Annotated in this window: 24 protein-coding genes and 1 other annotated feature; of the genes, 2 read left to right on the forward strand and 22 right to left on the reverse strand. The window is 36.3% G+C overall.

Features of this window, described 5'->3' with window-relative positions:
- Positions 1 to 10 precede the first annotated feature (10 nt).
- On the forward strand, positions 11 to 1,222 hold the full coding sequence (locus VIHSUH07_RS08705) for an L-lactate MFS transporter (RefSeq protein ID WP_105084647.1): 1,212 nt from the start codon (positions 11 to 13) through the stop codon (positions 1,220 to 1,222).
- Positions 1,223 to 1,598: 376 nt separating this feature from the next.
- On the opposite strand, the gene VIHSUH07_RS08710 is transcribed toward VIHSUH07_RS08705, so the two are convergent.
- From VIHSUH07_RS08710 to infC, 16 genes are all read right to left on the reverse strand, one after another.
- Entirely contained in the window at positions 1,599 to 2,087 is a 489-nt protein-coding gene (locus tag VIHSUH07_RS08710; RefSeq protein WP_105084648.1) for an SF0329 family protein, read from the reverse strand.
- 129 nt (positions 2,088 to 2,216) lie between these two features.
- Complete coding sequence (locus VIHSUH07_RS08715; protein WP_105084649.1) at positions 2,217 to 3,512, reverse strand: hypothetical protein; 1,296 nt, start codon at positions 3,510 to 3,512, stop codon at positions 2,217 to 2,219.
- A 351-nt stretch (positions 3,513 to 3,863) separates the two neighbouring features.
- On the reverse strand, positions 3,864 to 4,352 hold the full coding sequence (locus tag VIHSUH07_RS08720) for an SF0329 family protein (protein ID WP_105084650.1): 489 nt from the start codon (positions 4,350 to 4,352) through the stop codon (positions 3,864 to 3,866).
- Positions 4,353 to 4,543: 191 nt separating this feature from the next.
- Positions 4,544 to 5,173 (reverse strand): hypothetical protein, encoded by a 630-nt coding sequence (locus VIHSUH07_RS08725; protein ID WP_105084651.1) that lies wholly within the window; start codon positions 5,171 to 5,173, stop codon positions 4,544 to 4,546.
- Positions 5,170 to 6,138 carry a hypothetical protein gene (locus VIHSUH07_RS08730; RefSeq protein ID WP_105084652.1) on the reverse strand — a complete coding sequence of 323 codons (969 nt, stop codon included), beginning with the start codon at positions 6,136 to 6,138 and terminating at the stop codon, positions 5,170 to 5,172. Before VIHSUH07_RS08730 ends, VIHSUH07_RS08725 begins: the two co-directional genes overlap by 4 nt.
- A 49-nt stretch (positions 6,139 to 6,187) precedes the next feature.
- Positions 6,188 to 9,448 carry a DEAD/DEAH box helicase gene (locus VIHSUH07_RS08735; protein ID WP_105084653.1) on the reverse strand — a complete coding sequence of 1,087 codons (3,261 nt, stop codon included), beginning with the start codon at positions 9,446 to 9,448 and terminating at the stop codon, positions 6,188 to 6,190.
- Complete coding sequence (locus tag VIHSUH07_RS08740; protein ID WP_105084654.1) at positions 9,448 to 11,334, reverse strand: Eco57I restriction-modification methylase domain-containing protein; 1,887 nt, start codon at positions 11,332 to 11,334, stop codon at positions 9,448 to 9,450. Before VIHSUH07_RS08740 ends, VIHSUH07_RS08735 begins: the two co-directional genes overlap by 1 nt.
- Before the next feature lie 153 nt (positions 11,335 to 11,487).
- Positions 11,488 to 12,126: a hypothetical protein gene (locus VIHSUH07_RS08745; protein ID WP_105084655.1), complete on the reverse strand. Its 639-nt coding sequence runs from the start codon at positions 12,124 to 12,126 to the stop codon at positions 11,488 to 11,490.
- Between the two features lie 157 nt (positions 12,127 to 12,283).
- The gene (locus VIHSUH07_RS08750; protein ID WP_105084656.1) at positions 12,284 to 12,658 is read right to left on the reverse strand and encodes a hypothetical protein; all 375 of its coding nucleotides are present in this window, start codon (positions 12,656 to 12,658) and stop codon (positions 12,284 to 12,286) included.
- Entirely contained in the window at positions 12,648 to 13,490 is an 843-nt protein-coding gene (locus tag VIHSUH07_RS08755; RefSeq protein ID WP_105084657.1) for a BRO family protein, read from the reverse strand. The genes VIHSUH07_RS08750 and VIHSUH07_RS08755 overlap by 11 nt, the downstream gene beginning before the upstream one ends.
- A 247-nt stretch (positions 13,491 to 13,737) precedes the next feature.
- On the reverse strand, positions 13,738 to 15,075 hold the full coding sequence (locus VIHSUH07_RS08760) for a hypothetical protein (RefSeq protein ID WP_105084658.1): 1,338 nt from the start codon (positions 15,073 to 15,075) through the stop codon (positions 13,738 to 13,740).
- 798 nt (positions 15,076 to 15,873) lie between these two features.
- Positions 15,874 to 16,419, reverse strand: a complete 546-nt coding sequence (locus tag VIHSUH07_RS08770; protein ID WP_105084660.1) for a hypothetical protein — start codon at positions 16,417 to 16,419, stop codon at positions 15,874 to 15,876.
- A 16-nt stretch (positions 16,420 to 16,435) separates the two neighbouring features.
- The gene (locus VIHSUH07_RS08775; RefSeq protein WP_105084661.1) at positions 16,436 to 17,077 is read right to left on the reverse strand and encodes a PdaC/SigV domain-containing protein; all 642 of its coding nucleotides are present in this window, start codon (positions 17,075 to 17,077) and stop codon (positions 16,436 to 16,438) included.
- A 170-nt stretch (positions 17,078 to 17,247) separates the two neighbouring features.
- On the reverse strand, positions 17,248 to 17,598 hold the full coding sequence (gene rplT, locus VIHSUH07_RS08780; RefSeq protein WP_005376311.1) for a 50S ribosomal protein L20: 351 nt from the start codon (positions 17,596 to 17,598) through the stop codon (positions 17,248 to 17,250).
- Positions 17,599 to 17,644: 46 nt separating this feature from the next.
- On the reverse strand, positions 17,645 to 17,842 hold the full coding sequence (rpmI, locus tag VIHSUH07_RS08785) for a 50S ribosomal protein L35 (RefSeq protein ID WP_005376016.1): 198 nt from the start codon (positions 17,840 to 17,842) through the stop codon (positions 17,645 to 17,647).
- Between the two features lie 21 nt (positions 17,843 to 17,863).
- Entirely contained in the window at positions 17,864 to 18,382 is a 519-nt protein-coding gene (gene infC / locus VIHSUH07_RS08790) for a translation initiation factor IF-3 (protein WP_038123341.1), read from the reverse strand.
- A gap of 344 nt (positions 18,383 to 18,726) precedes the next feature.
- Here infC and VIHSUH07_RS08795 point away from each other — a divergent pair, with 344 nt between their 5' ends.
- Positions 18,727 to 20,241 (forward strand): DASS family sodium-coupled anion symporter, encoded by a 1,515-nt coding sequence (locus VIHSUH07_RS08795; RefSeq protein ID WP_105084662.1) that lies wholly within the window; start codon positions 18,727 to 18,729, stop codon positions 20,239 to 20,241.
- A gap of 130 nt (positions 20,242 to 20,371) precedes the next feature.
- Here VIHSUH07_RS08795 and VIHSUH07_RS08800 read toward each other — a convergent pair whose 3' ends face one another.
- The 6 genes from VIHSUH07_RS08800 to VIHSUH07_RS08825 form a co-directional block, all read right to left on the reverse strand.
- Positions 20,372 to 20,893, reverse strand: coding sequence for a winged helix DNA-binding protein (locus VIHSUH07_RS08800; protein WP_005380696.1), 522 nt, complete (start codon positions 20,891 to 20,893; stop codon positions 20,372 to 20,374).
- Positions 20,894 to 21,120: 227 nt separating this feature from the next.
- Positions 21,121 to 23,031 carry a threonine--tRNA ligase gene (thrS, locus tag VIHSUH07_RS08805; protein WP_105084663.1) on the reverse strand — a complete coding sequence of 637 codons (1,911 nt, stop codon included), beginning with the start codon at positions 23,029 to 23,031 and terminating at the stop codon, positions 21,121 to 21,123.
- A gap of 74 nt (positions 23,032 to 23,105) precedes the next feature.
- Positions 23,106 to 23,335 (reverse strand) — a binding site (T-box leader).
- Positions 23,336 to 23,686: 351 nt separating this feature from the next.
- Complete coding sequence (locus VIHSUH07_RS08810) at positions 23,687 to 24,679, reverse strand: hypothetical protein (RefSeq protein WP_105084664.1); 993 nt, start codon at positions 24,677 to 24,679, stop codon at positions 23,687 to 23,689.
- A gap of 46 nt (positions 24,680 to 24,725) precedes the next feature.
- On the reverse strand, positions 24,726 to 25,085 hold the full coding sequence (locus VIHSUH07_RS08815) for a DUF4911 domain-containing protein (protein WP_105084665.1): 360 nt from the start codon (positions 25,083 to 25,085) through the stop codon (positions 24,726 to 24,728).
- A gap of 1 nt (position 25,086) precedes the next feature.
- Positions 25,087 to 26,328 (reverse strand): peptidase U32 family protein, encoded by a 1,242-nt coding sequence (locus tag VIHSUH07_RS08820; RefSeq protein WP_105084666.1) that lies wholly within the window; start codon positions 26,326 to 26,328, stop codon positions 25,087 to 25,089.
- Complete coding sequence (locus tag VIHSUH07_RS08825; protein ID WP_005382665.1) at positions 26,328 to 26,933, reverse strand: O-methyltransferase; 606 nt, start codon at positions 26,931 to 26,933, stop codon at positions 26,328 to 26,330. The genes VIHSUH07_RS08820 and VIHSUH07_RS08825 overlap by 1 nt, the downstream gene beginning before the upstream one ends.
- Between the last annotated feature and the right edge of the window lie 67 nt (positions 26,934 to 27,000).

Here is a 27,000-nt window from a genome sequence, read left to right on the forward strand (position 1 = left end):
GAGTTTTCTTATGAGAAATCGTTGGCTTATTGCACTAGCAGCTATTGGTCTACATATATCCATCGGTAGTGTGTACGCGTGGAGCGTGCTTACACGACCTATCATGGCAGATATGGGCTTTACTATGTCACAAACAACATGGACCTTTTCCTTAGCTATTCTGATGCTTGGATTATCTGCAGGCTTTTTAGGATCTTTTGCAGAAAAAATAGGTCCTAAGAAAAGCGGACTTCTTTCCATGTTATTCTGGGTGGCAGGCCTATTAGGTACTGCTTATGCACTTAGTGTCCATAATCTTACCTTACTCTATCTCTTCTATGGTATCATCGGTGGTATCGGACTAGGTATTGGTTATATAACACCAGTGTCTACGCTCGTAAAATACTTTCCTAATCGCCCAGGATTTGCTACGGGATTAGCCATTATGGGATTTGGCTTTGCTTCACTCATTGCAGGACCGCTTATGCAGTTCCTTGTAGCTCAGGTAGGCTTAGTAAATAATTTCATTATCCTCGGCATAATTTATCTCGTAGTTATGGGCGCCTCTTCTCTCTATTTGAAAGCACCTCAACAAAAACAACCACCTCGAACTATGAAAGATAAATCCACTATGTATGTTCATAACCATGGCATGCTAGCCAATGATGCTATGAAAACTTGGCAATTTGGTGCCCTTTGGTGGATCTTCTTTGTTAATATTACCTGTGGTATAGGTCTTCTATCCTTAGCTTCTCCTATGGCACAAGAAACCATTGGTATGACACCTGCAGCAGCTGCATCGCTGGTTGGTATCATCGGTATTTTCAATGGTGGTGGTCGCATTGCATGGTCTACTATCTCTGACTACTTTGGACGGGCACAAACTTACATACTATTCTTTATTATACAAATCATCGCATTCTATTTACTCTCTCAAACAAATAGTACTCTAACATTCCAAATTTTAATCCTTCTCATTATCACCTGCTATGGCGGCGGTTTCTCATGTATGCCAGCTTATCTTGCCGACCTCTACGGTATACGTCAGCTTTCTACTATTCACGGCCGCATTCTAACTGCTTGGGGATTAGCAGGCATCGTTGGGCCCATGCTCGTATCATACTTTCACGAAGCAGGATATGGCTATACTACAGCCTTAGTATGCTTTGCTCTTCTATTCGTATTAAATACAGTTATTGCTATAATCTTAAAAATATACAGCAGACGAGGGCTGCATAACTAATACTTAATTCTAGTATTATAAAAGTTGTAAGTGAATTGTCACGACTAAAATCCCCCGAACTAAATACAAATCGAAAGAGGTTCCTATTGGTCACCTAGGTGACTATTAGGAACCTCTAATCTATTTACTTTTACAACTGACATCGATATATTATTAAAGTGAGGTCCCTAAATGGGTCCAATCTTTGCTAATCAACTCGAGGATTGGCGGTGAGTTAACGCATGAAAAAAGGCCCGACTGTGAAGTTAAACCGTTTCTTCAACATTAAATTCTAGAAGCGAAGTCTGGCGTCCAAACCATTTATGCCTCACTTTGATATAAATTATATCATATCTAAGCACGGAAGGGAATTGAACAATTTCCTTCCGTGTTTTGTTTACAAACCTTCATGGTGCACACGAATAGCATAAAACTCTTGAAATACAGGGGGTTGATCCTCCATAAAATTTCTCATAGAAATAAGTCTACGTTTTCCTACACGTCTATCTAAAATGGCAAAAGTACGTACAATTAGATTATCACTAGACAAACTTTTATCAATATTTTGATTGTCAAATTCTTGAAAAGCCTGATAAAAACACCGCTGATCAAATACGCCTAATTCTAGTGCTGTATTGTCTATAAACGGAAAACCTTCATGCATTCTTCGTTCATAGGTATCATCTTTAGGAAACAGATGGGCCTTCACATATTGATTCCAATAATTGCCTTTTATAATTTCCTTACCATTATATCGTATAGCAGCCCGCCCCTCATGATCAGGCGATTTACTATAAGTGGTAACAAAATATTGAATATGCTCTCGCAAGCTGATAGCAAGATATTCTGTTTCTAACTTATGCCGTATTCCAGACCACGTAGACATGTTTACTCCTTAAAATTACTGGTATGAAAAAAGGCCGACTGTGAAGTCAGACCGTTTCTTCAATTAAATCAATATAGAAGCGAAGTCTGGCGACCAAACCATTTATGCCTCACTTTGATATCAATTATATCATAAAAAATCTACTTCGCCCTTATATGTATCACCCAAGTTTGAAATCTTCGCATCAGAGGCGATTCCTGCTAGTGCTGGCAAAGTCTTTCGATTCTCATCATATTTATAATAGATTGTATGTATATAAAGATTATGTGCATCTTGCGTGCTAAATCGCCACTCACTAATACCATCTTCATATTCAAATGTTACCAGCACGCCAGGAACACCATCATTCCATATATACGTATGGCTACCACTACGCATATTCTTTCTAGTTTTTAACTGTGCTTCAGAGATTGTGACAATGTCAACAAGATTAGCCCAGATTTCCCCCTTATGCTCAACAGGATATACTTCTATCATCTGCGAAATACCTGTAGGATCCTTATATATTTTAATATGCTCATTACCGGATGCTTCCTCAACGGCATCATTTAACACACGATAATTGTAGTTATTAAAGCTTTCAAAATGACTATCCTTATTTAACCTATCTAATGAAGTAATATTAGGCACAATGTAATTAGCGATAATGTCCTCGATGCCCCGTTTGCCAATACCTCGTTCGCCATCCTCTCTAACCATTAAGGTAAGTACATATTGCGTATCAGGCTCATTATTTAAGGCAAAAGAAATATCATTCGCTACAAAGGTAGGATCGCCTTTAGTTTTCATGGTACTCCAGCGGCCATTAATAATCCGTTCTCCTTTGAAAGTACTATCATCAATACTGGATATATCAAACATATCTTGATTCATATGTGACCATTGCTCCTGCAATGCAGAACGTACATAGCCTTGCTTTAATTCATTATAGGGTTTGCCCAAATACTGAGCACTTTGCTCATACGGATGATTATCCACAACTAAACTAGTATAAATAAAAGGATGGTTAAATGTATACACCAATGTATTAGTATCTTTCACATTTGGAATAGAGGCAGATTGTGTGCCACCTTTGAAAGCTGGAAAAGGCAGTGTATAGGAAAGCCCGCCCTTATCAATATGCATATGGACTTCGGTTACAGCATTATATTGGGCACGCCACATAGAATAGTTTAAATTTCTACGCTGCTCAGCATTCATCTCATCAACACGATATAGTAATCTAGCCGCATCACTAATCTCCGTAACACTAGTAGCATTATAGATTTTTTCATTAAGAATACTATCCATCAAATCATTCTTATAAAAATCAGCACTAGAATGCTTAGATTTTGCATTATACCCAGGCAACTCATTAGCATTGCTGCAACCACTCAAACACAGTATAGCAATCAGACCACCGAATAACAAAGATTTTCTAAACATAAGATTTCCTCAATACACACTAACTATATTTTGTATATTGTAATGTACTTATGTAGTAATAAAATGATAACAAAAGAGGTTCCTATTGGTCACCTAGGTGACTATTAGGAACCTCTAATCTATTTACTTTTGTTATTAACAAGACTATATTGGGCTTGAGGCCTCTAAATGGGTCCAGCCTTTGCTAATCGTGGCATGAAAAATGGCCCGACATTGAGAGTCAGACCGTTTCTTCAATATTAAAAATCAGAAGCGAAGTTTGGCGTCCAAACCATTTATGCCTCACTTTGATATAAATTATATCATATCTAAGCACGGAAGGGAATTGAACAATTTCCTTCCGTGTTTTGTTTACAAACCTTCATAGTGTACACGAATAGCATAAAGCTCTTGAAATACAGAGGGTTGATCCTCCATAAAATTTCTCATAGAAATGAGTCTACGTTTTCCTACACGTCTATCTAAAATGGCAAAAATACGTACAATTAGATTGTCACTAGATAGGCTTTTATCAATACTTTGGTTATCAAATTCATCAAAAGCCTGATAAAAACACCGCTGATCAAATACGCCTAATTCTAATGCTGTATTGTCTATAAACGGAAATCCTTCATGCATTCTCTGTTCATATGTATCATCTTTAGGAAATAGATGCGCTTTCACATATTGATTCCAATAATTACCCTTTATAATTTCCTTCCCATTATATCTAATAGCCGCCCTGCCCTCATGATCAGGCGATTTGCTATACGAAGTAGCAAAATATTGAATATGGCCTCGCAAGCTAAGCGCTAAATATTTTGTTTCTAATTTATGTCGTATAGCGGACCATGTAGACATGCTAATTACTCCTATCGGGCTACATAAGAGCCATGTGTGAAACTTAATAAATCATCTAACTCCAATACATTATCTATTCTACTTTGTAGTTTTTTCTTGTTTAATATTTGACTCTTTCAAGCAAATAATTGAATTTATATTTTATATCATCATTTTTGTACATTCTTAGAGTATCATTTACAGACACTACCTTATAGATCTCTTTTATCTTTTAAATCAGATATACGTACGTACATACTTAAACTAAATAAATTGATAGTATTATAAATTGATGAGTATATTTCCATAATACATCGAAAAGTGAAGATTAAATATAAAAATACGACAATCTTTTCAACATAGTTTATAAAGTATAAATAAGAAAACTCCTCTATTCTTATTAACCCAATTTTAACTATCAGGCTAATACAAATACTTGAGAAAAAGACATACAATAAATCACCATAATATCCAATATATGAATTTAATGCATCATTCTTACATTCCTTCTCTAAGCGTATCAAAAAAATTGTTAAAGCATCACTAAAAAAAACTAAAATAATAGAATACAGTGTAAATATAATACCAAAAATAGCCAATTGTATTGGTAACATACTTTCAATTACGCTATTAAAAGTCTTATGATAATCCAAATTATTAAATAAAACGATAAAACTAGAGATAATTATTGGTAAAACCCAATTCCATTTATGCCTGCCTTTAACGGATAATATAGAAAATGCTTTTATTAGTGCCACTATTGATGATTTATTAAAGCTAGAAAATTCTCTTAACTTTTTATTCCAAAGCTCTTCATTCATACCTCTATCTCCATTAATCATAACAACTTCTTAATACGTTCTAGAAATGACTCATATATACTATTATTCTCATTACTGGTAACTAATTTAACTTTAGCTTTACGAACAAATGAAACTATTTTAGCAATACTATAATCCATAAGGTTATCCTTACAAGGTAAATATGTAGACATTGCAATATCATTACTTTTTATATTTACCTTTTCTCCATCCTCCGTAATACCTTCTACATTAGCGGCAACAGTTCCTTCTGTCTGAGTTAATAAATTTGCAACTCCAATATTCTTTTTTGGTGAGTTCAAAATAAAAGAACTGTTCTTTGTATCCGTATTAAATGCCATCTGTCTAATTGCTTTAGTGAATTCAGTCGTATCTATATCATTATTTAAGGGGAAAAATCTTAATACCACTCGTTTTACCTTCTTTAATTCATCTAGCTTTTCTATAATAGATTGACTATCTTTGGGAAGACCAACAATATTAACTGTTGCACTTGGTAAAAGCAACGGTTTTAGATTCTCAGTTGTAGAGCTAACTTTATTATTCTTTCTTCTTTTATTTTCATTCCTAATAAATTCATTTATTATATAGCCAATACTCGAATTAAAACTTCTTAAATCAGGACTATTTTTTTCATTTTTAACAAGGACCATCCTATGGTTTCTTAAAAAAATTACAAATTTTGAAAACGGACATGTTAATACATTATGTCTATCAAACTCTAAAGAACCATTTTCCATGGTAGTATAAACTTCATATTTAGTATTCTTTATTAGACATCCCGCTAAAACAATTTCCCCATCAACCTCTTGTATAGACACATCTATTAAAGAATATATTCCTGATTTCATTTTCCGTTCAATATTAGAATTAAAGGCAGGATAAATAATATCCTCAAAATGAGATAACATGGGTTTATCTTCATTATCCTCAAAAAAAGTAACATTAAAATTGCCAAATTGTATTAATTTACCATCATCTTTCATAATTTTATACTCCCCTAAAAACTTTCATATCTATAAATAAAAGTATTTACTAAAAATAATTATTTATAAGATTCCCGATTTTCCCCTCTTTAGCATAAGGTATCGTATCTTCTTGTACAAAATTCTTTCTACTTACATCATCACTAATTGGCCCAAAGATAAAGTTTGTAGCAATCCGATAGATAATAGCCGATGGTGCAAATCCATACACTTGATTTTCAAGAATATGCTTCAATCTTGCCGCATCATCTGGGAATTGTTGTTTCATAGATTCATTGTTATACAAACGTTTAACCAATTCCGCGATGTATAATCCAGATTTCATATATAAATCAATATAGGTTTTAGTTGGATCATCAAAAATATGAGGATTTTCTTTTTCTAGTTCATCTACCATTCGTTTTACAACTTTTTTAGGTGTGAAGATTTGATTTGTTTGTTGTGGCGGAATGTAATCAAAGATGTCTTCTTTATTATCTTCAAAGTAATTAGCAAGTTCTGCTTTTTTACGTAAGAATTCAAGTATGGCTTCATTAAATGTTGGAGCATCAAACAAATGACCATTGAAGTCATCTCCACCATCACGTAGATATCTAAATTGATCTAATGTGATTCCAGTAACTTCATAGAAAACATCTCCATCTACATAGGTATCAAAATTGTCTAATGTAAGCTGCTCATCACCATATGCCATAAGGAAACTTGGAATTGTTCTAGCAAAGCCCCGTAGATGACCACGAATTTTTTCTTCATCACTATTCATTCGGTTTTGTAAGGCTTCTACTTCCTGTTGTTTAATGATTTGTTTAGGCAATTCATGTAATGTTGTACTAATATCTTTTGTAAATTTATCTTTATATTCTACTTTTACAGCACTAATTGCTTCTTCTCGTTCGGTTTCAATCGCTAGCTTTTCCTCATCTGATGTAGCAGCTTCAATTTTCTCTTTATATTCAGCTTCTTTATGTGCAATAGCAACATTTTGTGCCTTATCATTTTCTTCGGCTACCGTCTTAATAGCATCTTTAATATCTTTTTCAATTCGTTGTGCTGCTCGATTTTTAAGACCATACGTTTCTTGCATTTCCTGAACAATTGGTGTAATAACAGGTGCAGTCACACGAGATAACATATCCTCCAATGTCGGTTTTAAATCTTCATTACGTATTGTATTTTCAATATTTGCAATTGAACTTCGTAATTTATCTCCAAATAAAGCCTCTTGTTTATTAATAACGATTTCATCTGAAACAATTGGATTATCATCATCATCTAAATCGACATCAACAATATCTATGTCATCGTTTCCCATAACAACTTTACCTTGAGATGCTTCAGGCAACTCACTTAGAATATCTAAAACAGTTTGAGTCGCTCTAAAAATACCAGCAATATTATCAAATAGAAGATTAGACATAAAACCACGTTTAACAACTTCTTGGGCTTTAATTTGCTTAGGAATCGTCATTACCTGAGCCGCATCAATTTCTATCATTCGACCAGAAGAGTCCTCAGCTATAACAGGGAAGAAGTTTAATAATTCACCGATATTCTCTTTTCTTTCATCAGTCGTACCATGCCCATTAGCAGTCACCATAGATAAATCATTAGCAAACTTATCATAAATAATCAATGTACGTTCTGGTGCAAAATCAAATACATAAGCCCGTTCTTTTCTATAGTGTTTACCTTTTTCTGTCCAAGAATATGGATTTTGTGCTCTAAAAGCAGCCTGCATATACTGAGCTGGTGACTTCATATTACATAGCATAATTACACCAGTCCATTCAGGTACGGTTACACCTGTTGTTAATTGTCCTACTGAAAGCGTAATTGTTTTCTCATGATCTGCTATAGCTTTACGAACAGCCGCTAGAGAACGAAGATTCTCAGTTCCCTCATCACTATTATGTTCATAAGCATTACCTGAACCTGCAGCTAATACAATTCCATAATTTTCAAAGGTTGGATGATTTTCTAGTAACTTCTTAAGTGCCTTCGCTGAATTTATACGATCTAAAATCCAAAATGTATGCTTTAATTCATTACGTAGATCTTTTGTAGAGAATGGATATTTTTCATTATGTGTTAAAGTATCAAGCCACGCAACAACTGCTTCTTTATGAACAAATTCACCACTCTCATTAGTAGCAAAGAACTCATTCAAATCAAATGCATAGTCATAGTTTTCACCATCAACAGTTACACCATCATTAATGACATCTAAAACCATCTTCGACATTTGATAGGTAAACATATTCAATTGAGGTAATGCTTCGTATGGATTCTCACTTTCACACGTGCTATCCCAATTTTTCTTGGCTTGTTGTTCATCTGCATATGACCAATTATAAATCTGTTCATCACTAAATTGACCTTTGGCGATTGATTTAAATGGTGTGCCTGACAAATGAAGGGTCCAACGTCTATGTATATTGCTAAATGCAAAATCGGATTTACGTGTATCTACTGCTTCATGAGCTTCATCTATGATAACTAAATCCCAATGTAAATCGGCCACCCATTTTAATTTATCGTATTCTCCACCAAAATATTTAGACCCTTTTAGATCTTGTAAGCTGATGAAAGCAATTTGTTTTGCCTCATCATGTTCACTGAGATATTCAATAAATTGTTCTCGACTCATAGATGGTCTGTCTTTTAAAGAATCGGTACTGCTAACAAATTTATATTCTGTATTACCCGCAATAAACTGAACAAAATCGTCATACCATGAATTCGCAACAGCTGGACGATTGGTAAGCACTATAACATTTGTTTCACCTAATCGTTTAACTAAATCATAAGCTGATAATGTTTTACCAAACCGAGGTTTTGCATTCCATAGAAATTCGCTATTTTCATGACTAGTGAAATAAGCCGCTGTTTTCGTAACAGCTTCGTCTTGCTCCCGACGTAACGCATATTCATTACTTTTCCCTGGTTGATAACCGGATACATCATGACGAATAAACTTGTTAAATAAACCTTCCGATTTCTCTGGTGTACCATTAAAATAAAACCACTCTGTTTTCGGTCTACGTTCTATATCATGAAACTTTAGGAAACCGTGAAAATCATGGTCTTTAAAATTTAGCCCTTTTTCTGGTCCGTCTACATATTCGGCTAAATGATTCCATAAAATTTCTGTTCGAATAGCTGCTGTATGGGTTTGCTCACGAATTCGAGTCTCCACATCCCGTTCCGTGTACCCAATCTTAATCCACCCATCATTAGTAGTAACTTGTGGTGTAGTATATGCATAGATTTTAGGTTCTACAACCTTCCCTGTTTTAATCTCTGTCCCCATTAGTCCATAGCCCTCACTTTTGATTCAATGAAATCTATTTCATCCTGTGAAAGATTATATTTTTTGTACAATTGTTGGTCTATGTTTTCAATGGATTGAGACCAATCAATATCTGAGTTAGGTGTGAAATCTTGAATGGGAACTTTACGCCATGTCTCCTTGGTATTATCTTGTGTAATTTTTAAAATCCCTAACATCGCACGTGAAAATTTACCTTTAATATACTTTAAACAAGCTTTAGCTTCAAATTCAGTTATGAAAGCCCCAATAGCAATAAATGTTTCTGTATACCCGATTAGGGGTTCCCCGATTAGGGGTGTAGACAAAACTTCACCTATAGCACCACTACCATTTGCTTTAGGAAGAACAATCTTATACCTATCTAAATTAATGGGCCTATTTATATAGTCTCTACGAAACCATTTATATAATCGTTCATTATCAAATCTGCCTAATATCTTAATATATTCATTACCATCATTAGGTATATCATTATAAAATAACTCTTGTAATTTTATAAACGCATTAGATGCCAAACGTCTATCTGAAACACGTTTCATTGCATCAGGATAATCTTTATAAATTAAATCTGAATACCTATACGCCCCACGATTCGTTACAATTTCAGCTAATGATTGTTCTGGTACTACATTAACCTTTTTCATAATAGAATTTAATTCTTCGAAAGATGTAAATGTCTCTATTGCACCATAATCTTTCTGTTTATCAAATATGGTTATCGCTATTCCCCCTTTTATAGATGTATTAGGAAATACCTTAGCACTATTTTGTTCATAATAAGGAACCTTAACATGAGGGTTTTTAAGAAATTCTCTATTCCATTGTTTAGGTGTCCCCCCTGCATTAAATAAAAACCTTGCAGGAGTAATTAAACAAGCTTTTTCCCCTATTTCAAATGCAGAATCAATAAATTTATGATATATAGGCATATCTTTTGTACTTGTACCTTGTGCTTCTTCCTGATATGGAGGATTCCCAATTACTACATCAAATTTCATCATTTCATCTCCCTTAGAAATTGAATCCATAGATACTAACGCTTTATTTTCCCAGTCTTTGACAAATGCAAACATATCCCCCTGCAGTTCTTGATTATTTACATCATCAAATAAATTAAGTTGAATATTCCCCTTTGAATTATCTGAATATGGGGTTTGCTTAGTTAACCCATTCATTTGAAATATATTATAAGAAATAATCGTTGCTATTTGTTTAATTACCTTCATTGTCGGTAATTTACCAAATGTGTAATCATAATGCTCACAAAATGATAATAACAAATTTTCACGCGCTAAGAGTAACGAATCACCTTGTAATTCATAGCCATAGCTAGATTCATAAGCTATTTTAGACCATTTTATAAACTCTTTCTCCGTATTTGATTGTTCAGCTATTCTTTGCAATTTTCGATCTAAAAAACCAACACGTTTATCAACAGGAATAATGTCGCCAGTTATAGAATCATAACGAGTTACTATATATGGCCCCTCACCACAAGCCAGTTCTAACCAACGTAAAGCAATGAAGCTTTCAAAAGAAATGACCCCTATTTCATCCAGTACAATAGATACTTGCTTATCAACAAGCCAAGGTGGAGTAAATACTTCACCACGTTTACGAGTGCGTAGCTCTTGATTACGTTTATTCTTTTCAACACGTGGTTGAATAATCGAGTCATAAGGACCTATAATTAGATTTTTTTTAATAGGCTGGTCAGCACAAAAAGGCTTCCCCATACCTTCATAAGAAGGTGAAGCCCATACAATATTTTTATTTGTAGTCCGATCTTTTAGTAAAATTGTCAACAGCGTTCCAGAATCATTAGCAATCCCTTCTTCGCTAATATCCACTGTTAATAATTGCATATAAGCCTCATTTCAAATTAATGTTACATTTGTAATTATTATATAATTATTCATCCAAATTTTAAAGTACGCTTTGTTTGATAGAATTAGTTAGACTTTATAATTAAATATGATATTACATTATCTACAATTACATGCTTTATATAAGTAACTCTACACATTATTTTTTATTTGTATCGCTAGTCTTCGTGCAAGTAAAATCTCTTTTTTATAAGATAAATACTGCCATATAAAGTACTCTACAGAAATAATAGACAAAGTACTCAAAGAGATATGATAAATAATACTATTTTCTAACCTTGGTGAAACAAGAACTAAGAACCATAATCCAGCAAGAAGTATATATGCTATGATATATTGTTTTATTGATCCAAATGAATATGCAAGAAAGAAAAGTAAAAATAAAGTTGCAGCTAAAGCAATTAAAACCCCTGTAATCAATATACTCCCATATATATCTATATTTTGCGCTGATATAAATACATTAACTTGAAAAGGAATAAATAAAGTAATAAATGATGTAAGCATAACCATCATAACCTTATATACAATATCAAGTGACTTTTCAGATTTTTTTATAAACTCAAGTTCTATCAATCGTTTCTCAGCAGTTAATAGGCGATATAAACGAGTATATTTTACAAAATTTCTACGAAACACTCTACTTTTTTTATGTAATATAGGCTCTTTCCTAAATTCTTTCTTGAAAAACTTCCAGTTTCGTTTAATATTTAATTTAATCTGAAGGGCTTTATCAGCAAATATTCGAATAAATAAAACAAGATACTTCATAAATAATCCTTTCAATATACGTACATATCTATAATACGGGATTTAATAGTCTATAATGTATACAGTCATATATATATTATATACAAAATACCACATCATACGGGACAAAAAATTCCTATATGATGTGGTATTATTTTCTTTACGACCTATTTCATCACTATATATTAAATGTAATACTACTTTTCGGATTCTTCAATTTCGGAAAACCATATTTCTCCAACGCATGTAAAATCTTTTGAATAGTCTCTTTGATATTATCTTTAGACACAGGTATAGAAGTTACGATATATATGATTCCCTCAGCTTTTGCAGGATAAATACTTACAACACAATCTTGGCTATGTATGATTCGGAGCAGATATACATCATAGGTAGACTCAACATAAAAATCAAACTCCTGATTTTCATATATTGCATCAGGTATATCGTGTACTGGCGCTACTGTACAATCAGATATCTGAAAAGAATCTGCATAAAAATGCACTCTACAATTACGCTTTCGTTTTATCCGTTCAAATTGTTCATCTATCATGTTTCACCACATCACTAATTAGTCGCCCCAAGTCTATAGCATTTTTAGAGATAATAACAGGCTTACCAGTTCTAGCTTCAATCGATTTACGTGCATCACCCGCAATAGAACCACCATCTTGAGCAACCTGTTTATTTTCCTCTAATCCTTGTGGATTTTTAGCTTCTGCAATATCTTTAGTTGCTGTTTCTGCCAACATATTTAAAATAAGCTCCGTAGTAGACATATTATCTCTCAGATTTTCCTTTTTAAGACCTTTGAAATCCTTATACTCCCGAGTAGTCATTCCGGACCAAGCTTTTGAAATTTCATTGGTTAAGATAGCATATTCATTGCCACCCTTAACACCATGATCTTGCCATGTATCTGTAAGTTCTTTACGCACTTGAATCGCCTGTAATCGTTGGTTAATCCATTCTCGGCTATATCCCTTACGAGCATAAGATTCTAAAGCCCTATCTATAGTTAGCTCTGGGTCAATTATCTCATCAATACGCTCTTTACCAACTTCAGCCAACCACATTTTAAACGGTTCCGCTTTAGGAGAAGGCACAGATTGGATTATACGAAAAATACCTTGCATATCAGCTACATCAGTCTTATATGACTTACCATCTGTCGACTTAAGTTTCAGTTGTCGACAAAATGTCGACAACTCACTTCGTTCTTCTTCTGACATACGTTTTTTCACACGATACCAATAGTCACGCGGATTATTGCTTTCAGTCAGAGAACCTATCACATCAACTACACTAAAATACCACTCTTCCCTTTCATTATCCCACACAGAACGAATTTGACTACCTTCAAATATCTTTACATCATCACTCATACATCTTCCTCCTTTCTTTAAATACAAATATATGTTCTATATTATTATCTATAGTATACGCCTTTTAGCATAAGAAATAAAGATATTTTCTAGAAAAATAGAGCTCTTTTTTAACTTTTATCACACACAAAAAGCCCTCTATCGCGAGGTATATACCTCACAACAGAGAGCCTATAGTTACATGAAAAAATCTAACCGATGGTGAGAGTTACTTCACAAGGTATTTTTAAATTCCTTACCTTATCTATTATTTCGCATTCTTAATATCAACCGTCGCCATGTCTTTTGGCATCTTAGCCCCAAGCCCACTTTGGAATGTGTTATAGTAGTCCTTATTGTTATTAGTATCTACATATTGCACAATATCTCGCAAGTCTTTTTCAACTAAAGAGCTTGTATTATAGGTCATAATAAAGTGATTGTACACATATTGTTTATCATGGGATATTAACATATATATCGTTGTTTTAGGACGCTTAATTTGCATATATACGGATGACATAGCATCATTCCATACGGTAGCAAATTGGATTGGTTGATGCATGGAATACTTGTCAGTTAGAATAATACTGCGTACAGCTTTCGGGAAAATCTTCTCTGGATGTTGTATATCTTCAGCCTCAACTGGCATCACCATGATACCTTCTCTATACTGATTGCTATCGTATACATACATGTACGAATCATTCTTATCTTCCCGTATCATTTTACTTGTTTTTAGCGTTAAGAATGTAAAATCATTAATTCTTAATGCTTTACTTTTTGAAAGTATATCCTTCGCTGGTTCAATGGATGGTAATACATAGTTTACCAACGGGGACATTATTATGTCTTTAGCCTTATCAATACCTTGTGCTTTTAACACACTAAACTGTTTTCTAGGCATAAAATTATAACCCACATGATACGAAATCGTCGGTGTATTCTTCATCGTAAAATTAAGGCTACCCACCATTGGTGCATCCTTAGCATACGTGACATCCCATGTCGCTTTTTCAACCGTAGGATACGTAAATTTACCAGCATATAATGAATGGTCATCACCACGAAATACACCAGCTGTTTTCTCTGCGATAGCTTTCATATCATCAACAGTCAATTTGCTATAAGGAATCTTACTATCCTCCCAATTATTGCCTGCTGGTTGATGACGTAATTCATAAGCCATCATACCGTCGGGACTCATAATCATTGCATTTCTGAAAGCAGGTGTACCATCTGCAATCTTCTCAGTATTCCCATATCGACTCGAGTATGGCATAGTGAATTTTACATTGGCCCCATCCTCTTTCAATATAAATACGGATGAAGAAAAATCCAATGCATGGTTCAACTCACGATTAGAATAAATGACATCATTTAAATCTAATTCACCGTTACCTACCACTTCTTTTGGCATATATGTTTTTATATCCTTTTCAATCTCCCGTTCCATTTGCTGTGCATCTGCATCAGTCTTACGATAGTTCTGATATGCATCTTTTGATACCGTCGGATCTGCACCAGGTATATTAATATCAATTGCGTTACTACTAAAGGCAACACAACTTAAACAGAGCGTAGCCATCAATACACGTTTCATCATAATAATGCTTCCTTTCACATAAACTCTCTCAAATAGTATATATGTATAGAATATCATATTTCGTTTGACTTATAGTAGTATAATGTAAGTATAAAAACTAGGAGGTGATTACTATGAAATTTACTAAACGTATACTCATCATGACTGCTTTAGCCGTGACTGCTGTAGTGTCCACAGGATTTGCTTACGATTATGTATGCAATAATTCTCAGTACAATTGCAATACTAACACACAATACAACTGCAATAACAATGCTAACTATGCACCATGCAACAATAACAACCAAAACTATTGCGGTTCAAACTCTAATACTAGAGGATGCGGCGGATACAGAAGATAAGATATTAGACATGACAGAAGCCTATAGTACGATTTTCGTGCTATAGGCTTTTATCATCTATAAGTATACATAACTCTATAGCACATTAACATAAACAAGGTTAAATAAGTGTCGACAAATTGTCGACACTTATTTATACTGAACCTAGAGTCATCAACGTGAGTTAGGCTCATCACCGAAAGGTGGTGATGCTATGAACAATTATGAAAAAGTAATGCTCATCATTGCTATATTGTCTCTAGCAGTATCCATTCTTACTTTTATTTTAAAATAGAGTAAGAAAAACGCCTAACGTATAAAAGCATTCGCAGTGCTTACACGTTAGGCGCATTCTAAATTTGCAATTTTGTAGATGGGCCTAACGCTAGCTACACGTTGATGGCTCTCTTTGTATTTATAATATAACATACTTTACGTTATATAGCAAAATACAAAATTCAAAGTATCTTACATTTTATTAATGCACAATCAATCCCGCTATCCCCCACATCACGGCGATAACGCCAAATATAAATCCCCATATACTAAGGAACGAATAAATCATAGATTGATGAGGATAGATTCTGATGGAATAAGAGCCATAATCATCATCACTACTAATTAGATAGCGACGAATCGTACCAAATATCTTTACTATTCGACTCGGCTTATCGTTAAATAATAGCTGATACGTCCCCGGATTAGCATAAAATGTATAGAGTTCAAATCGTACGTCGATTACTTTAGTCACACTAACGGGTATATAGCTAGTTCTTAATGGGACTTCCTTTTCCGTTTCACAGTTAATAAGCTGTAGTCCAAATAGTCCTAAGGGAGCTTTTTTAAACCGATTACCATTAAGCCATATACCATAGCGACCAGCTGTTTGTATAGTAAATATCCCTTTATCTGTTCTATAAGGCATATCATGTATGGCCGTTACCGTATACACTTTCACAGTATGCTTAATGCTCAGTACGAGTAACAACAGTCCTAGGGGAATCATCAGTCCGAAAACAAACAATATAACGCCACCTTTATTACGAGTTCATGCGGTTAAAGTATTCAATAGATTGCGGTGTAAATCCAATATAGGTAGTCCCATTAGAATAAGGTCCTAATTCATATGGTTGGTAAACTAGATCGATATTACCCTTACCGCGTAGGCAGTAGTTATCAGTTACATATTTTACACTCCAGCCTTGAGGAATACGGCTCTTTGTATGAGAACCTGTGTAGTAATCTAATACATAAGATCGTAATCCTCTATCCAACTGTTCTGCATTAGCGATTTTTACATAATTGTATAGAGGAACACGTTGACCTGTTATTTTATTATATACAAGTCCTCTGGTATTAGTCATACCATGAGCGGCACCGGCATAGTAATGATAGGTCGTCAATAGAATGGAAACCACTTGGCTATCTTCATAGGTTACCTTATAATTTTGAGCCACCTTATAAATATGTTGGTTGTAATACATATCCTTTGCTTCTAGCACATAGTTTGCGATATCTGTATTAATTGCCTGTTGCGCATAAGCATGATCTGTATAAACTAGTGGATATTTTAGATCTAAGTTAGCATCTGATTGGCTACCAGTTACAACTTTTGCATAGCCTGGTATGGCTAACATAGCACCTACGGCCCCTAAAACTAAAGCTTTCTTTAATACGTTCATACTAATCCCTCCTCTACCTGAGATTTGTTAACGAAATATCTATACTGAGTATTTCGCCATGAACTAGTAAATCTCCTTTTTATTGTTTCTTTACCATCGTACTAGAGGAGGCTTTCACAATACAAAAAAGGACCCTCCAAAGAGAGTCCTTAATTTGTTATGGTATGCTATTAAGCGTTTTTAGCTACTTCAACAAGTTTAGCGAATGCTGCTGCATCGTTAACTGCCAAGTCAGCCAACATTTTACGGTTAACTTCAACGCCTGCTTTAGTCAAACCAGCGATGAAACGACTGTAAGTTGTGCCATTGATGCGAGCTGCTGCGTTGATACGAGCAATCCACAATTGACGGAATTCGCGTTTTTTCGCACGACGGTCACGACGAGCGTAGTACAACGCTTTCATTACTGTTTCGTTAGCTTTTTTGAACAAACGAGAACGAGTACCGCGGTAACCTTTAGCTAATTTCAAAATCTTTTTATGACGTGCATGAGCTGTAACGCCCTTTTTCACTCTTGCCATTGTATATTCCTCCTAAATTACGATATATCAATCTAATAGTTAGCGATTAAGCGTATGGTAAGCATTTAACTACGCGTTTGTAGTCAGATTTAGCAACCAATGTAGCTTTACGTAAATTACGTTTACGAGCTGGAGATTTTTTCTCAAGAATGTGGCTTTTGAAAGCTTTTGCACGCTTGAATTCACCAGTACCAGTTACTGCGAAACGTTTAGCCGCTGCGCGACGAGTTTTAATTTTTGGCATAATTATAATCCTCCCAATATCCTATTTACTTACTAAAATCATGGTCATATTACGACCTTCTAATTTAGCTGCTTTTTCAATAGACGCCGTTTCTTTGAGTTCTTCAGCAAAACGTGTCAACACTGCCATGCCAAGTTCAGGGTGAGAAAGTTCACGACCGCGGAACATGATAGTTACTTTTACTTTGTTACCTTCACCCAAGAATTTGGATGCGTTTTTCATTTTTACGTAAAAGTCATGGTCTTCAATATGTGGACGTAACTTAACTTCTTTTAAAGTTACGATTTTTTGTTTCTTTTTCGCTTCTTTCTCGCGTTTTTGTTGTTCATAACGATATTTACCGTAGTTCATAATGCGAGCTACTGGTGGTTTAGCGTTAGGCGCAATTTCCACAAGATCAAGATGCTTTTCTTCAGCCAATGCCAACGCCTCACGGCCAGACATAATACCGATTTGTTCGTTTTCAGGACCTACGACACGAAGTTCACGAGCACGAATCTCTTCATTAATGCGTGGTGTATCCTTGCTAATAGCTTTCACCTCCAAGAGAATAAAAAACGGATGGCATACACCATCCGAATAGAGTTCTCTATATGTAACCTCATACTTCATGGTATTAGGTGAGTGGCGGATGGCCTCTGCTTCATAAATTACTTAATTATAATAACAAATTGACTGGTGAAAGTCAACACTAATCTTGTACTTTCCCATATATTTATTATTACAACTCCTATAGTATAACAAAGTTTGTGAATTTCGTATAGGTCCATACATCTCATTTTAATTATAATGATACCCTCGTATGTATACAATATTCTTATATATTATCACATACTTATTTATGAAATACTGTATAATAATAGCTACAGAAAGGAGTGTTTATTATGAGTACAGTAAGTAGTACTAACACAACACAGCATACTGCGACTCCTCCGAAGGGTCGTACGACAGCACAAAATATCGGACTTATTCTCGCATTTATTGTTTTAGGCGTCATTTTATTATTACCAACGCCTGAAACATTATCCACTGGTGGCCATCGCATGATTGGTGTCCTCGCCTTTGCCATCATCTTATGGATGACATCGGCTGTATCCTATCCGGTCAGTGCGACCATGATTACCGCTCTTACGGCCTTATTACTCGGTTTCTCACCAAATCCTGAGGCCCCTGCTAAAATGATGGGCACCGCCAACGCATTAAAGCTCATCATTTCTGGTTTTTCATCACCTGCAATGATCCTTGTTGGTGCAGCCATGTTTATCTCGGTGGCCATGCGCAAAACAGGCCTCGACCGACGCATCGCCATGCTCGTTTTATCTAGCGTCGGCACCAAGGTAAGTCGCATTTATCTCGGCGTTATTATTACAGGCCTTATCCTCGCCTTCTTTGTACCAAGTGCAACGGCCCGTATTGCCTGCCTCGCTCCGATTATCATCGGTATCGTTGAGAACTTAGGTATTGAACGTAAAAGCCGCGTTGCGGCCCTTCTCATGGTGGGCGCTGTACAGGCTGATACATTCTGGAACATCATGATTCAAACGGCGGCCGCCCAAAACCTTGTGGCCGTAGGATTTATGCAAACACAGATGAATACATCTGTTAGCTGGATTGACTGGCTCACTGCCGCCGCTCCATTTTCCATCATCATGGTAATTATTGCCTACTTCTTAACACAAGCATTAATTAAACCAGAGTTCAAAGAACTCGTCGGCGGCGATGTTCAACTCGCTAAGATGCGTCAGGAAATTGGTCCTATGAGTACCGATGAAAAGAAACTCTTATGCATCTCCATCGGTTTACTCGCATTGTGGGCTACAGGTGGTAAATTACATTCCATCGATACTACAACTACTACAATCATAGCGATTGCCCTATTCTTCTTCCCTAAAATTGGTATTATGGATTGGAAATTCGCACAACCAAACATCGACTGGGGTTCCATCGTTATGTTTGGTGCTGGTATCGGTCTCGGTACAGTTTTACTTAAAACAAAAGCAGCCACATGGCTCGCTCAAGTATTCGTTAACGCATTCTCTTTAGAATCCGCTACGGTATTCTTGTTGATTGCCATCATGGCTGCATTCCTCATCGTAATCCATCTAGGATTTGCCTCTGCTACCGCCCTTTCATCAGCGATGATACCAATCGTCATCTCCATCGTTGTAGGTCATAATGCAGAAGGACTCAATCCAATTGGCGTAACCATGATCATGCAATATGCCATCTGCTTTGGTCTAGTATTACCAGTAAACTCACCACAAGGTATGGTGGCTTACGGTACAGACACATTCGACGTAAAAACATTTATGACAACAGGTATTCCTTTGACCATCATCGGCTATGTAATGATGCTCGTATTTGCACTCACATACTGGCACTGGATAGGGATAGCCTAAAATACTACAGGCCTGTATCATTTCTTGGGACCGTTAATACACCTTCCTAAGAATAGAACAGGCCTGTTCTTTTTCTAGAGACGCATATACACACCTTCCCCAAAATAGTACAGGCCTGTTCTATTTATTTTTATTGGATATAATCTGAATCAATAAAGTTAGCTATAGGTTTCTTTGCCATTCTATTATGTATATGAATTAATAGTCTTGTTGTTTGTTCTCGTTGTTCTTTAGGTATTTGAGAAAACAAGGCCCCCATTACCTTATTATGCGTTGATGATATGCGTTCATAGGTACGAATTCCTTTCTTTGTTAGCATAACATCCCGAGATCGTTGGTCGCTCCAATGTTTTACAGTGGTAACTAAACCTTTTTTCTCAAGATTTTTTATAACCCACCCCACATGACTAAGGTGTTTGTTATTTAACAAGGCTTTGATTTCCGTATAATTTACTACATGCCTAGTTTTATATACATGTTTAATAATAGAAAATTCTTCACGTGTTACATTGCCAGCATCATAGATTTTAGATTCTTTATCATAGAAATCTTTATAAACCAAGTCAATCATCCCCCATAATTGACGATGGGCGAGCGTAAGATTTTTGTTTTTTTTACGTTGCAAAATTGAAGCTAAACTTGACTTCTCCACACAAGGTCACCACCTAATCATAATAAGATGTTCATTATAATTTCTCCCGCTACTATAATGAAAGAAAAATCCCCTTATATATGAACTGCTACTATTAGATTATAAAATCTAAAGATAACTGTCCAGTATATAAGAGGATTTTTTATACTAAATTATTATTGACCAAATATCGTTAAATCCATCAAAAAATGATAGATAAACAATCAGATATATCAACAATTATATAATTAGTTGCGTTCTTTAATTTCAATTTTAATGGAGTTGAAGAATTCATCGAATGGAACTGTACCTAATTCGTCGCCACCGTGTTTACGTACGTTAACGGAATTCTCTTCCATTTCTTTATCACCAACAACGAGCATGTAAGGAACTTTTTCCATTTGTGCTTGGCGAATTTTGTAACCAATTTTTTCGCTGCGGTCGTCTACTTCTACGCGAACGTAGTCATGGCGCATTTGTTTTGCCAATTGGTTAGCGTATTCCACGTGTTTTTCGGAGATAGGTAATACTTTCACTTGAACAGGCGCCATCCAAGTTGGGAATGCACCAGCATAGTGTTCAGTCAAGATACCGATAAAACGTTCCATGGAACCGAAGCATGCACGGTGAATCATGATAGTACGATGTTTTTGACCATCTTCACCAATGTATTCTACGTTAAAGCGTTCAGGCAAGTTCATATCCAATTGGATAGTACCACATTGCCATGTACGGCCCAAGGAATCTTCGATATGGTAATCGAGTTTAGGACCATAGAACGCGCCGTCGCCAGGATTGATAACATAATCAATGCCTTTTGCTTCGATAGCGTTACGCAATGCTTCTGTAGCTGCTTCCCAAATTGCATCATCACCCATTGCATTGTCTGGTTTAGTAGACAATTCAACATGGTATTTCAAACCAAATTGGCTATAGATACGGTCGAACAATTCGATAACTTTCATTAATTCGGATTGCATTTGTTCAGGCAACATAAATACGTGCGCATCGTCTTGTGTGAAAGCACGAACGCGGAACAAGCCGTGTAATGCGCCGGACAATTCATGACGGTGAACTAGGCCAAGTTCTGCATAACGAAGTGGCAAGTCACGGTAGGAATGCATTTCGTTTTGGTAAACCAAGATACCGCCTGGGCAGTTCATAGGTTTAATTGCATATTCTTCGTCATCAATGATTGTAGTATACATATTTTCACGGTAATGATCCCAGTGACCAGATGTTTCCCACAATTGTTTATTCAAGATGATTGGTGTGCGGATTTCATCATATTCGAAATCATGATGTACTTCGCGCCAGAAGTTTTCCAATTCGTTGCGAAGAGCCATACCTTTTGGCAAGAAGAATGGGAAGCCAGGACCTTCTTCTTTGATAACGAACAAACCAAGTTCTTTACCGAGTTTACGATGGTCGCGTTTAGCCGCTTCTTCAAGCATATGAAGGTATGCATCAAGTTCTTCTTTCTTTTCAAATGCTGTACCGTAAATACGTTGTAACATTTTGTTCTTTTCATCGCCACGCCAGTATGCACCTGCAATGCTTTGTAATTTGAAAGCTTTCACCTTACCAGTAGATGCAACGTGAGGGCCTGCACAAAGGTCAACAAAATCGCCTTGTGCATAGCAAGAAATCACAGCATCTTCAGGAAGGTCTTCGATCAATTCTACCTTGTAATCTTCGTTTTTAGATTTGAAGAACTCGATAGCTTCTTGACGAGACATTACAGATTTAGTGATAGGCAAGTTTTCTTTTACAATACGGCTCATTTCCTTTTCGATTTTAGTCAAATCTTCAGGAGTCAAAGTATGTTCCATATCGATATCGTAGTAGAAACCTTTATCGATAGCAGGACCGATAGCCAATTTTGCTTCTGGCCATAAGCGTTTAACTGCTTGTGCCATAACATGAGAAGCTGTGTGACGTAAAGTATGTTTACCGCCATCTTCTTCAAATGTTAAGAAAGCTACTTCAGAACCATCTACGAGTTCTTCGCGAAGGTCTGTTAATTCACCGTTTACGTTAGCAGCTAATACTTTTTTAGCCAAACTATTAGACAATTTTTTTACTGCTTCCCCAAGAGTAGTGCCAGCAGCGTATTCCTTTGCACTACCATCAGGTAAAATGATTTTTACATCTGCCATTTTAATTTCCTCCAATTTATTATCTAGGATAGACTGGATTTTTGTAATAAAAAAAGACCCCCTATCCCTACAAAACAAGGGACGAAGATCATTCGCGGTTCCACCCTAGTTAATTCACCGCATCACAAGGATACAGTTCATTCACTTCATTAAGCCCGATAACGGTGGCGGCCGTATTTGCCTACTTAGGTTCGACAAATCAGTTTAAAGGGGGTAACTCAAATATATGTGTAAGGCATTTCCAGCATCTGCCTCTCTCTGGTACACAGGGATATGAGAATCATGTCCTTTGCATCACTTTTACTAAGATATCTTATCATAGGTCCTAAAAAATTTCAACTATATAAGTACCTCCTAAAAAATAGAACAGGCCTGTTCTATTCCTAAAGACACGCATACACATCTCTCTAAAAATTAGTACAGGCCTGTTCTATTTCTAAAGATACGCATACACATCTTCCTAAAATTAGTACAGGCCTGTTCTATTTCTAAAGACACGCATACACATCTTCCTAAAATTAGTACAGGCCTGTTCTATTCCTAAAGGCACGCATACACATCTTCCTAAAATTAGTACAGGCCTGTTCTATTTCTAAAGATACGAATACACATCTTTCCAAAATTAGTACAGGCCTGTAGTATTTCCAAGAACTATCTATTTACGTTCAAAGTGCGCAGATAGCATGGATCCAATTACTTTTTCAATTTTAGAGTTTGTAATGTCTGGACCCTTGAATAGGATCAACATTACGTCATCGGAATTGTCTTGTTTAGATACCATCAAGACGCCGCTACCACGAGCACCATTATCGTCGTAATCTTTTGCAACAATAATCATGTTGAGGTAATGGTCTTTCATGTATGTATATACTTTGCTTTGTTTAGCAGAATTGCCGATGCTGCTCGCCATTCCCATAGCACGGTTAAATACGATAGCATTCGCATTATGCGGGTTGTTGCGAAGTTGTTGTTTTTCTTCATCGTTCAATGGCAATAGGTTAACCATCATGGATTCGCCCATGCGGCCACGAAGCATAGCTGGCATTGTTTCACGAACATCTGCAGGAATGTCGTTACTAGGATTGAGTTTTAAATCCTTAGGCACGGTCATGTACAATGTACCCTTGCTGTTTTGGCCTTGTACGGTTTTACTATTGTCGATAGCGCCCATTGTGAAAGTATCTTTAATGATTTCCATTTGCACGCCCAATGGTTTTTCCGGTACACCACGGCTAGCTACTTGAATATCGCCAGATTTAGTTTTCTTAATAGTTTCCACAGACCAAGTTGCACCTGGTTTGCCTTCATCGCTAGGAGATGTCAACGCAGCAGGCACTTCTTTGGCACCTGTAAATACATAGGTTTGTGCTGGCACAATTGTATCAGGAGCACCGGACTTATTGAATACGGCACCATATAATACATTTGGTACAACAGTAGAACCAATTTTCAAATTATTGTTTTCTTGGCTTTCAACATCAAAGTTAATATTGCCAGCAAATGTTACATCTGGATTATGGTTAATCACAACAACCGTACCTGGTTGAGGAATCATGACAGGACCATTTGGCGCTGCAAAAGCAGCGGTTGCCATAGAGGCACCAAGTGCTGTTAAGACTAATGCGCGTTTTAATACATTAAATTTCATTATTATTCTCCTACATTTGGATAATTCTCTAATCGATGTTATTGAACTATATTTCTAAGGTAACCTCTGGCAAGCCCGATAGGATTTCGATAGCTAGACTGCGCGTATCCGGTGTACACCGCACCATGCAGCGCCCCGACTTGTTTAGGCTAGTCATAACACCTACGTATTCATAGCCTTCTAAGATGCGATTGACATAATTTGTATATTTTGGATCTATGTGAAAGTACAAATATCCTTCCTCCCCTGTACCGCTATACGAAGGCGGTTCAGGAAAACCTGACAGTGAACGAGACGGCATCAATGGTTCTCGATTATCGCGTAACGGAATCGTCTCATCAGGTGTCACTTCATCAGATGTCATTTCATCATGTACAGACATTGCAATAGTATTTTCATCTACCATGTTACTCTGCTTTCACCTTGCATTCGCGGCGCATCATGGAATATGGTTCCAATTTTGTATCCATATACAAACGAACCTTCATTTGCGCATGAGGTGCTACGTCGATAGGATTGCCATCTTCGTCTGTCATTTTTTCGATAACAGCCTCTACGAGTTCACCCTTAGGTTGGCAAAATTCTACCTTATCTCCTACCTTGAAATTATTGCGTTGTTCAAGGTCCACATATTTTTCTTCATCGTTATAGCCAAGCACTAAACCGATGAAATCATGGGATTGAGTATTTGTAGATTTCCCGTAGTTTTGTGCGCTTTCATCAGGGCGACCATTCGCAAAGCCATCTGTGTAAGGGCGGTGGGAAATTTTTTCTAATTCAGCAATCCATTCTGGACGAACGTACCAGTTTTCACGTTCTTTCAAATAGGTATCGATAGCTGTACGGTATACCTTAGCTACCGTTGCACAATAGTGAACGGATTTCATGCGGCCTTCGATTTTAAGACTGTCAATGCCCGCTTCGTACAATTCAGGAATGCGATGAATGAGGCATAAATCCTTGGAGTTAAAGATGTATGTGCCATGTTCATCTTCTTCGATAGGGTAATATTCGCCAGGGCGATTGGATTCTACAATGCTGTATTTCCAACGACAAGATTGAGAGCATTGACCGCGGTTAGCATCGCGTGTTCCTGTCATGTAGTTAGACAATAGGCAACGGCCAGAATAAGAAATACACATGGAGCCATGTACGAAGGATTCGATTTCGATATCTACATGTTCCTTCATCTCTTTAAGATCTGCTACAGATACTTCGCGAGCCGCTACAACGCGCGCTGCGCCAAGCTCTTTCCACATTTGCACAGTATGCCAGTTCGTTGTGGATGCTTGTGTACTTACATGAAGTTCAAGGCCTGGTGCTACGCGTTTAGCCAAGCTAAAGATACCCATGTCCGCCACGATAATCGCATCAACACCGATACTTTCAAGAAATTTCAAATAGTCCTCAAGGCCTTCAAAGTCCTCATTATGAGGAATGATATTACATGTAACGTGGATTTTCTTACCATGTTCATGTACGAATTGAACGGCTTCCTTCAATTCTTCGTCGGAAAAATTGGAGTTACCTGCACGCAAACCAAATCGTTTACCTGCACAATAAACGGCATCCGCACCATAGCGAATAGCCATTTTTAATTTGTCCATATTACCTGCTGGACAAAGCAATTCCATAAAATGATCTGCCATTATTTGTTGTGTCCTTTCCACACACTTACACTCATGCCATCTCCCATCGGGTAAATGGTGGTGTTAAATAATTCTTTATTTTCTACATATGCTAAATACGCTTGTAATCGCTTAACAATAGTTTTGAATCGATGCGGAGCCTCTTTGTCGCCACGCACATAGCCTCTAAAGAGAACATTATCAGCAAGGATGACGCCGCCTTCTTTCACATGAGGCAATATGACCTCTAGCTGATTAAGATATTGTCCCTTAGGCCCATCGAGAAATACGAGATCATATTCACCTTTAATTTGAGTTAATACGTCCTTCGCATCACCTTTTATCAACGTAATTTGATCCTTATACTCAGATTGACCTATATAGTATTTCGCCATCTCATGGCGAACCTCATCCAATTCAATAGATGTGATTTTTCCGCCTCGTTCAATAAGAGGTGCCATCAGTAATGTAGAGTAACCAATGGCGGTGCCCACCTCTAACACAGAGGTGGGCCGGTATAATCCAATCAATTCTTCAAATAAATGCACCTCAGATTCCCGAAGGATTGGTACATTATTAATCATCGCGTAAATACGCTGCTCATTTAATATCTCATTTAATTCCATAAAATGTATTATAAATTCCCGCTATATATTTGACTATGAAAGTAATCATATACGCACAAATTACTGT

The sequence above is a fragment of the Veillonella sp. T34266-5 genome, from assembly GCF_002959815.1.
Taxonomy (GTDB): Bacteria; Bacillota; Negativicutes; order Veillonellales; family Veillonellaceae; genus Veillonella; species Veillonella atypica.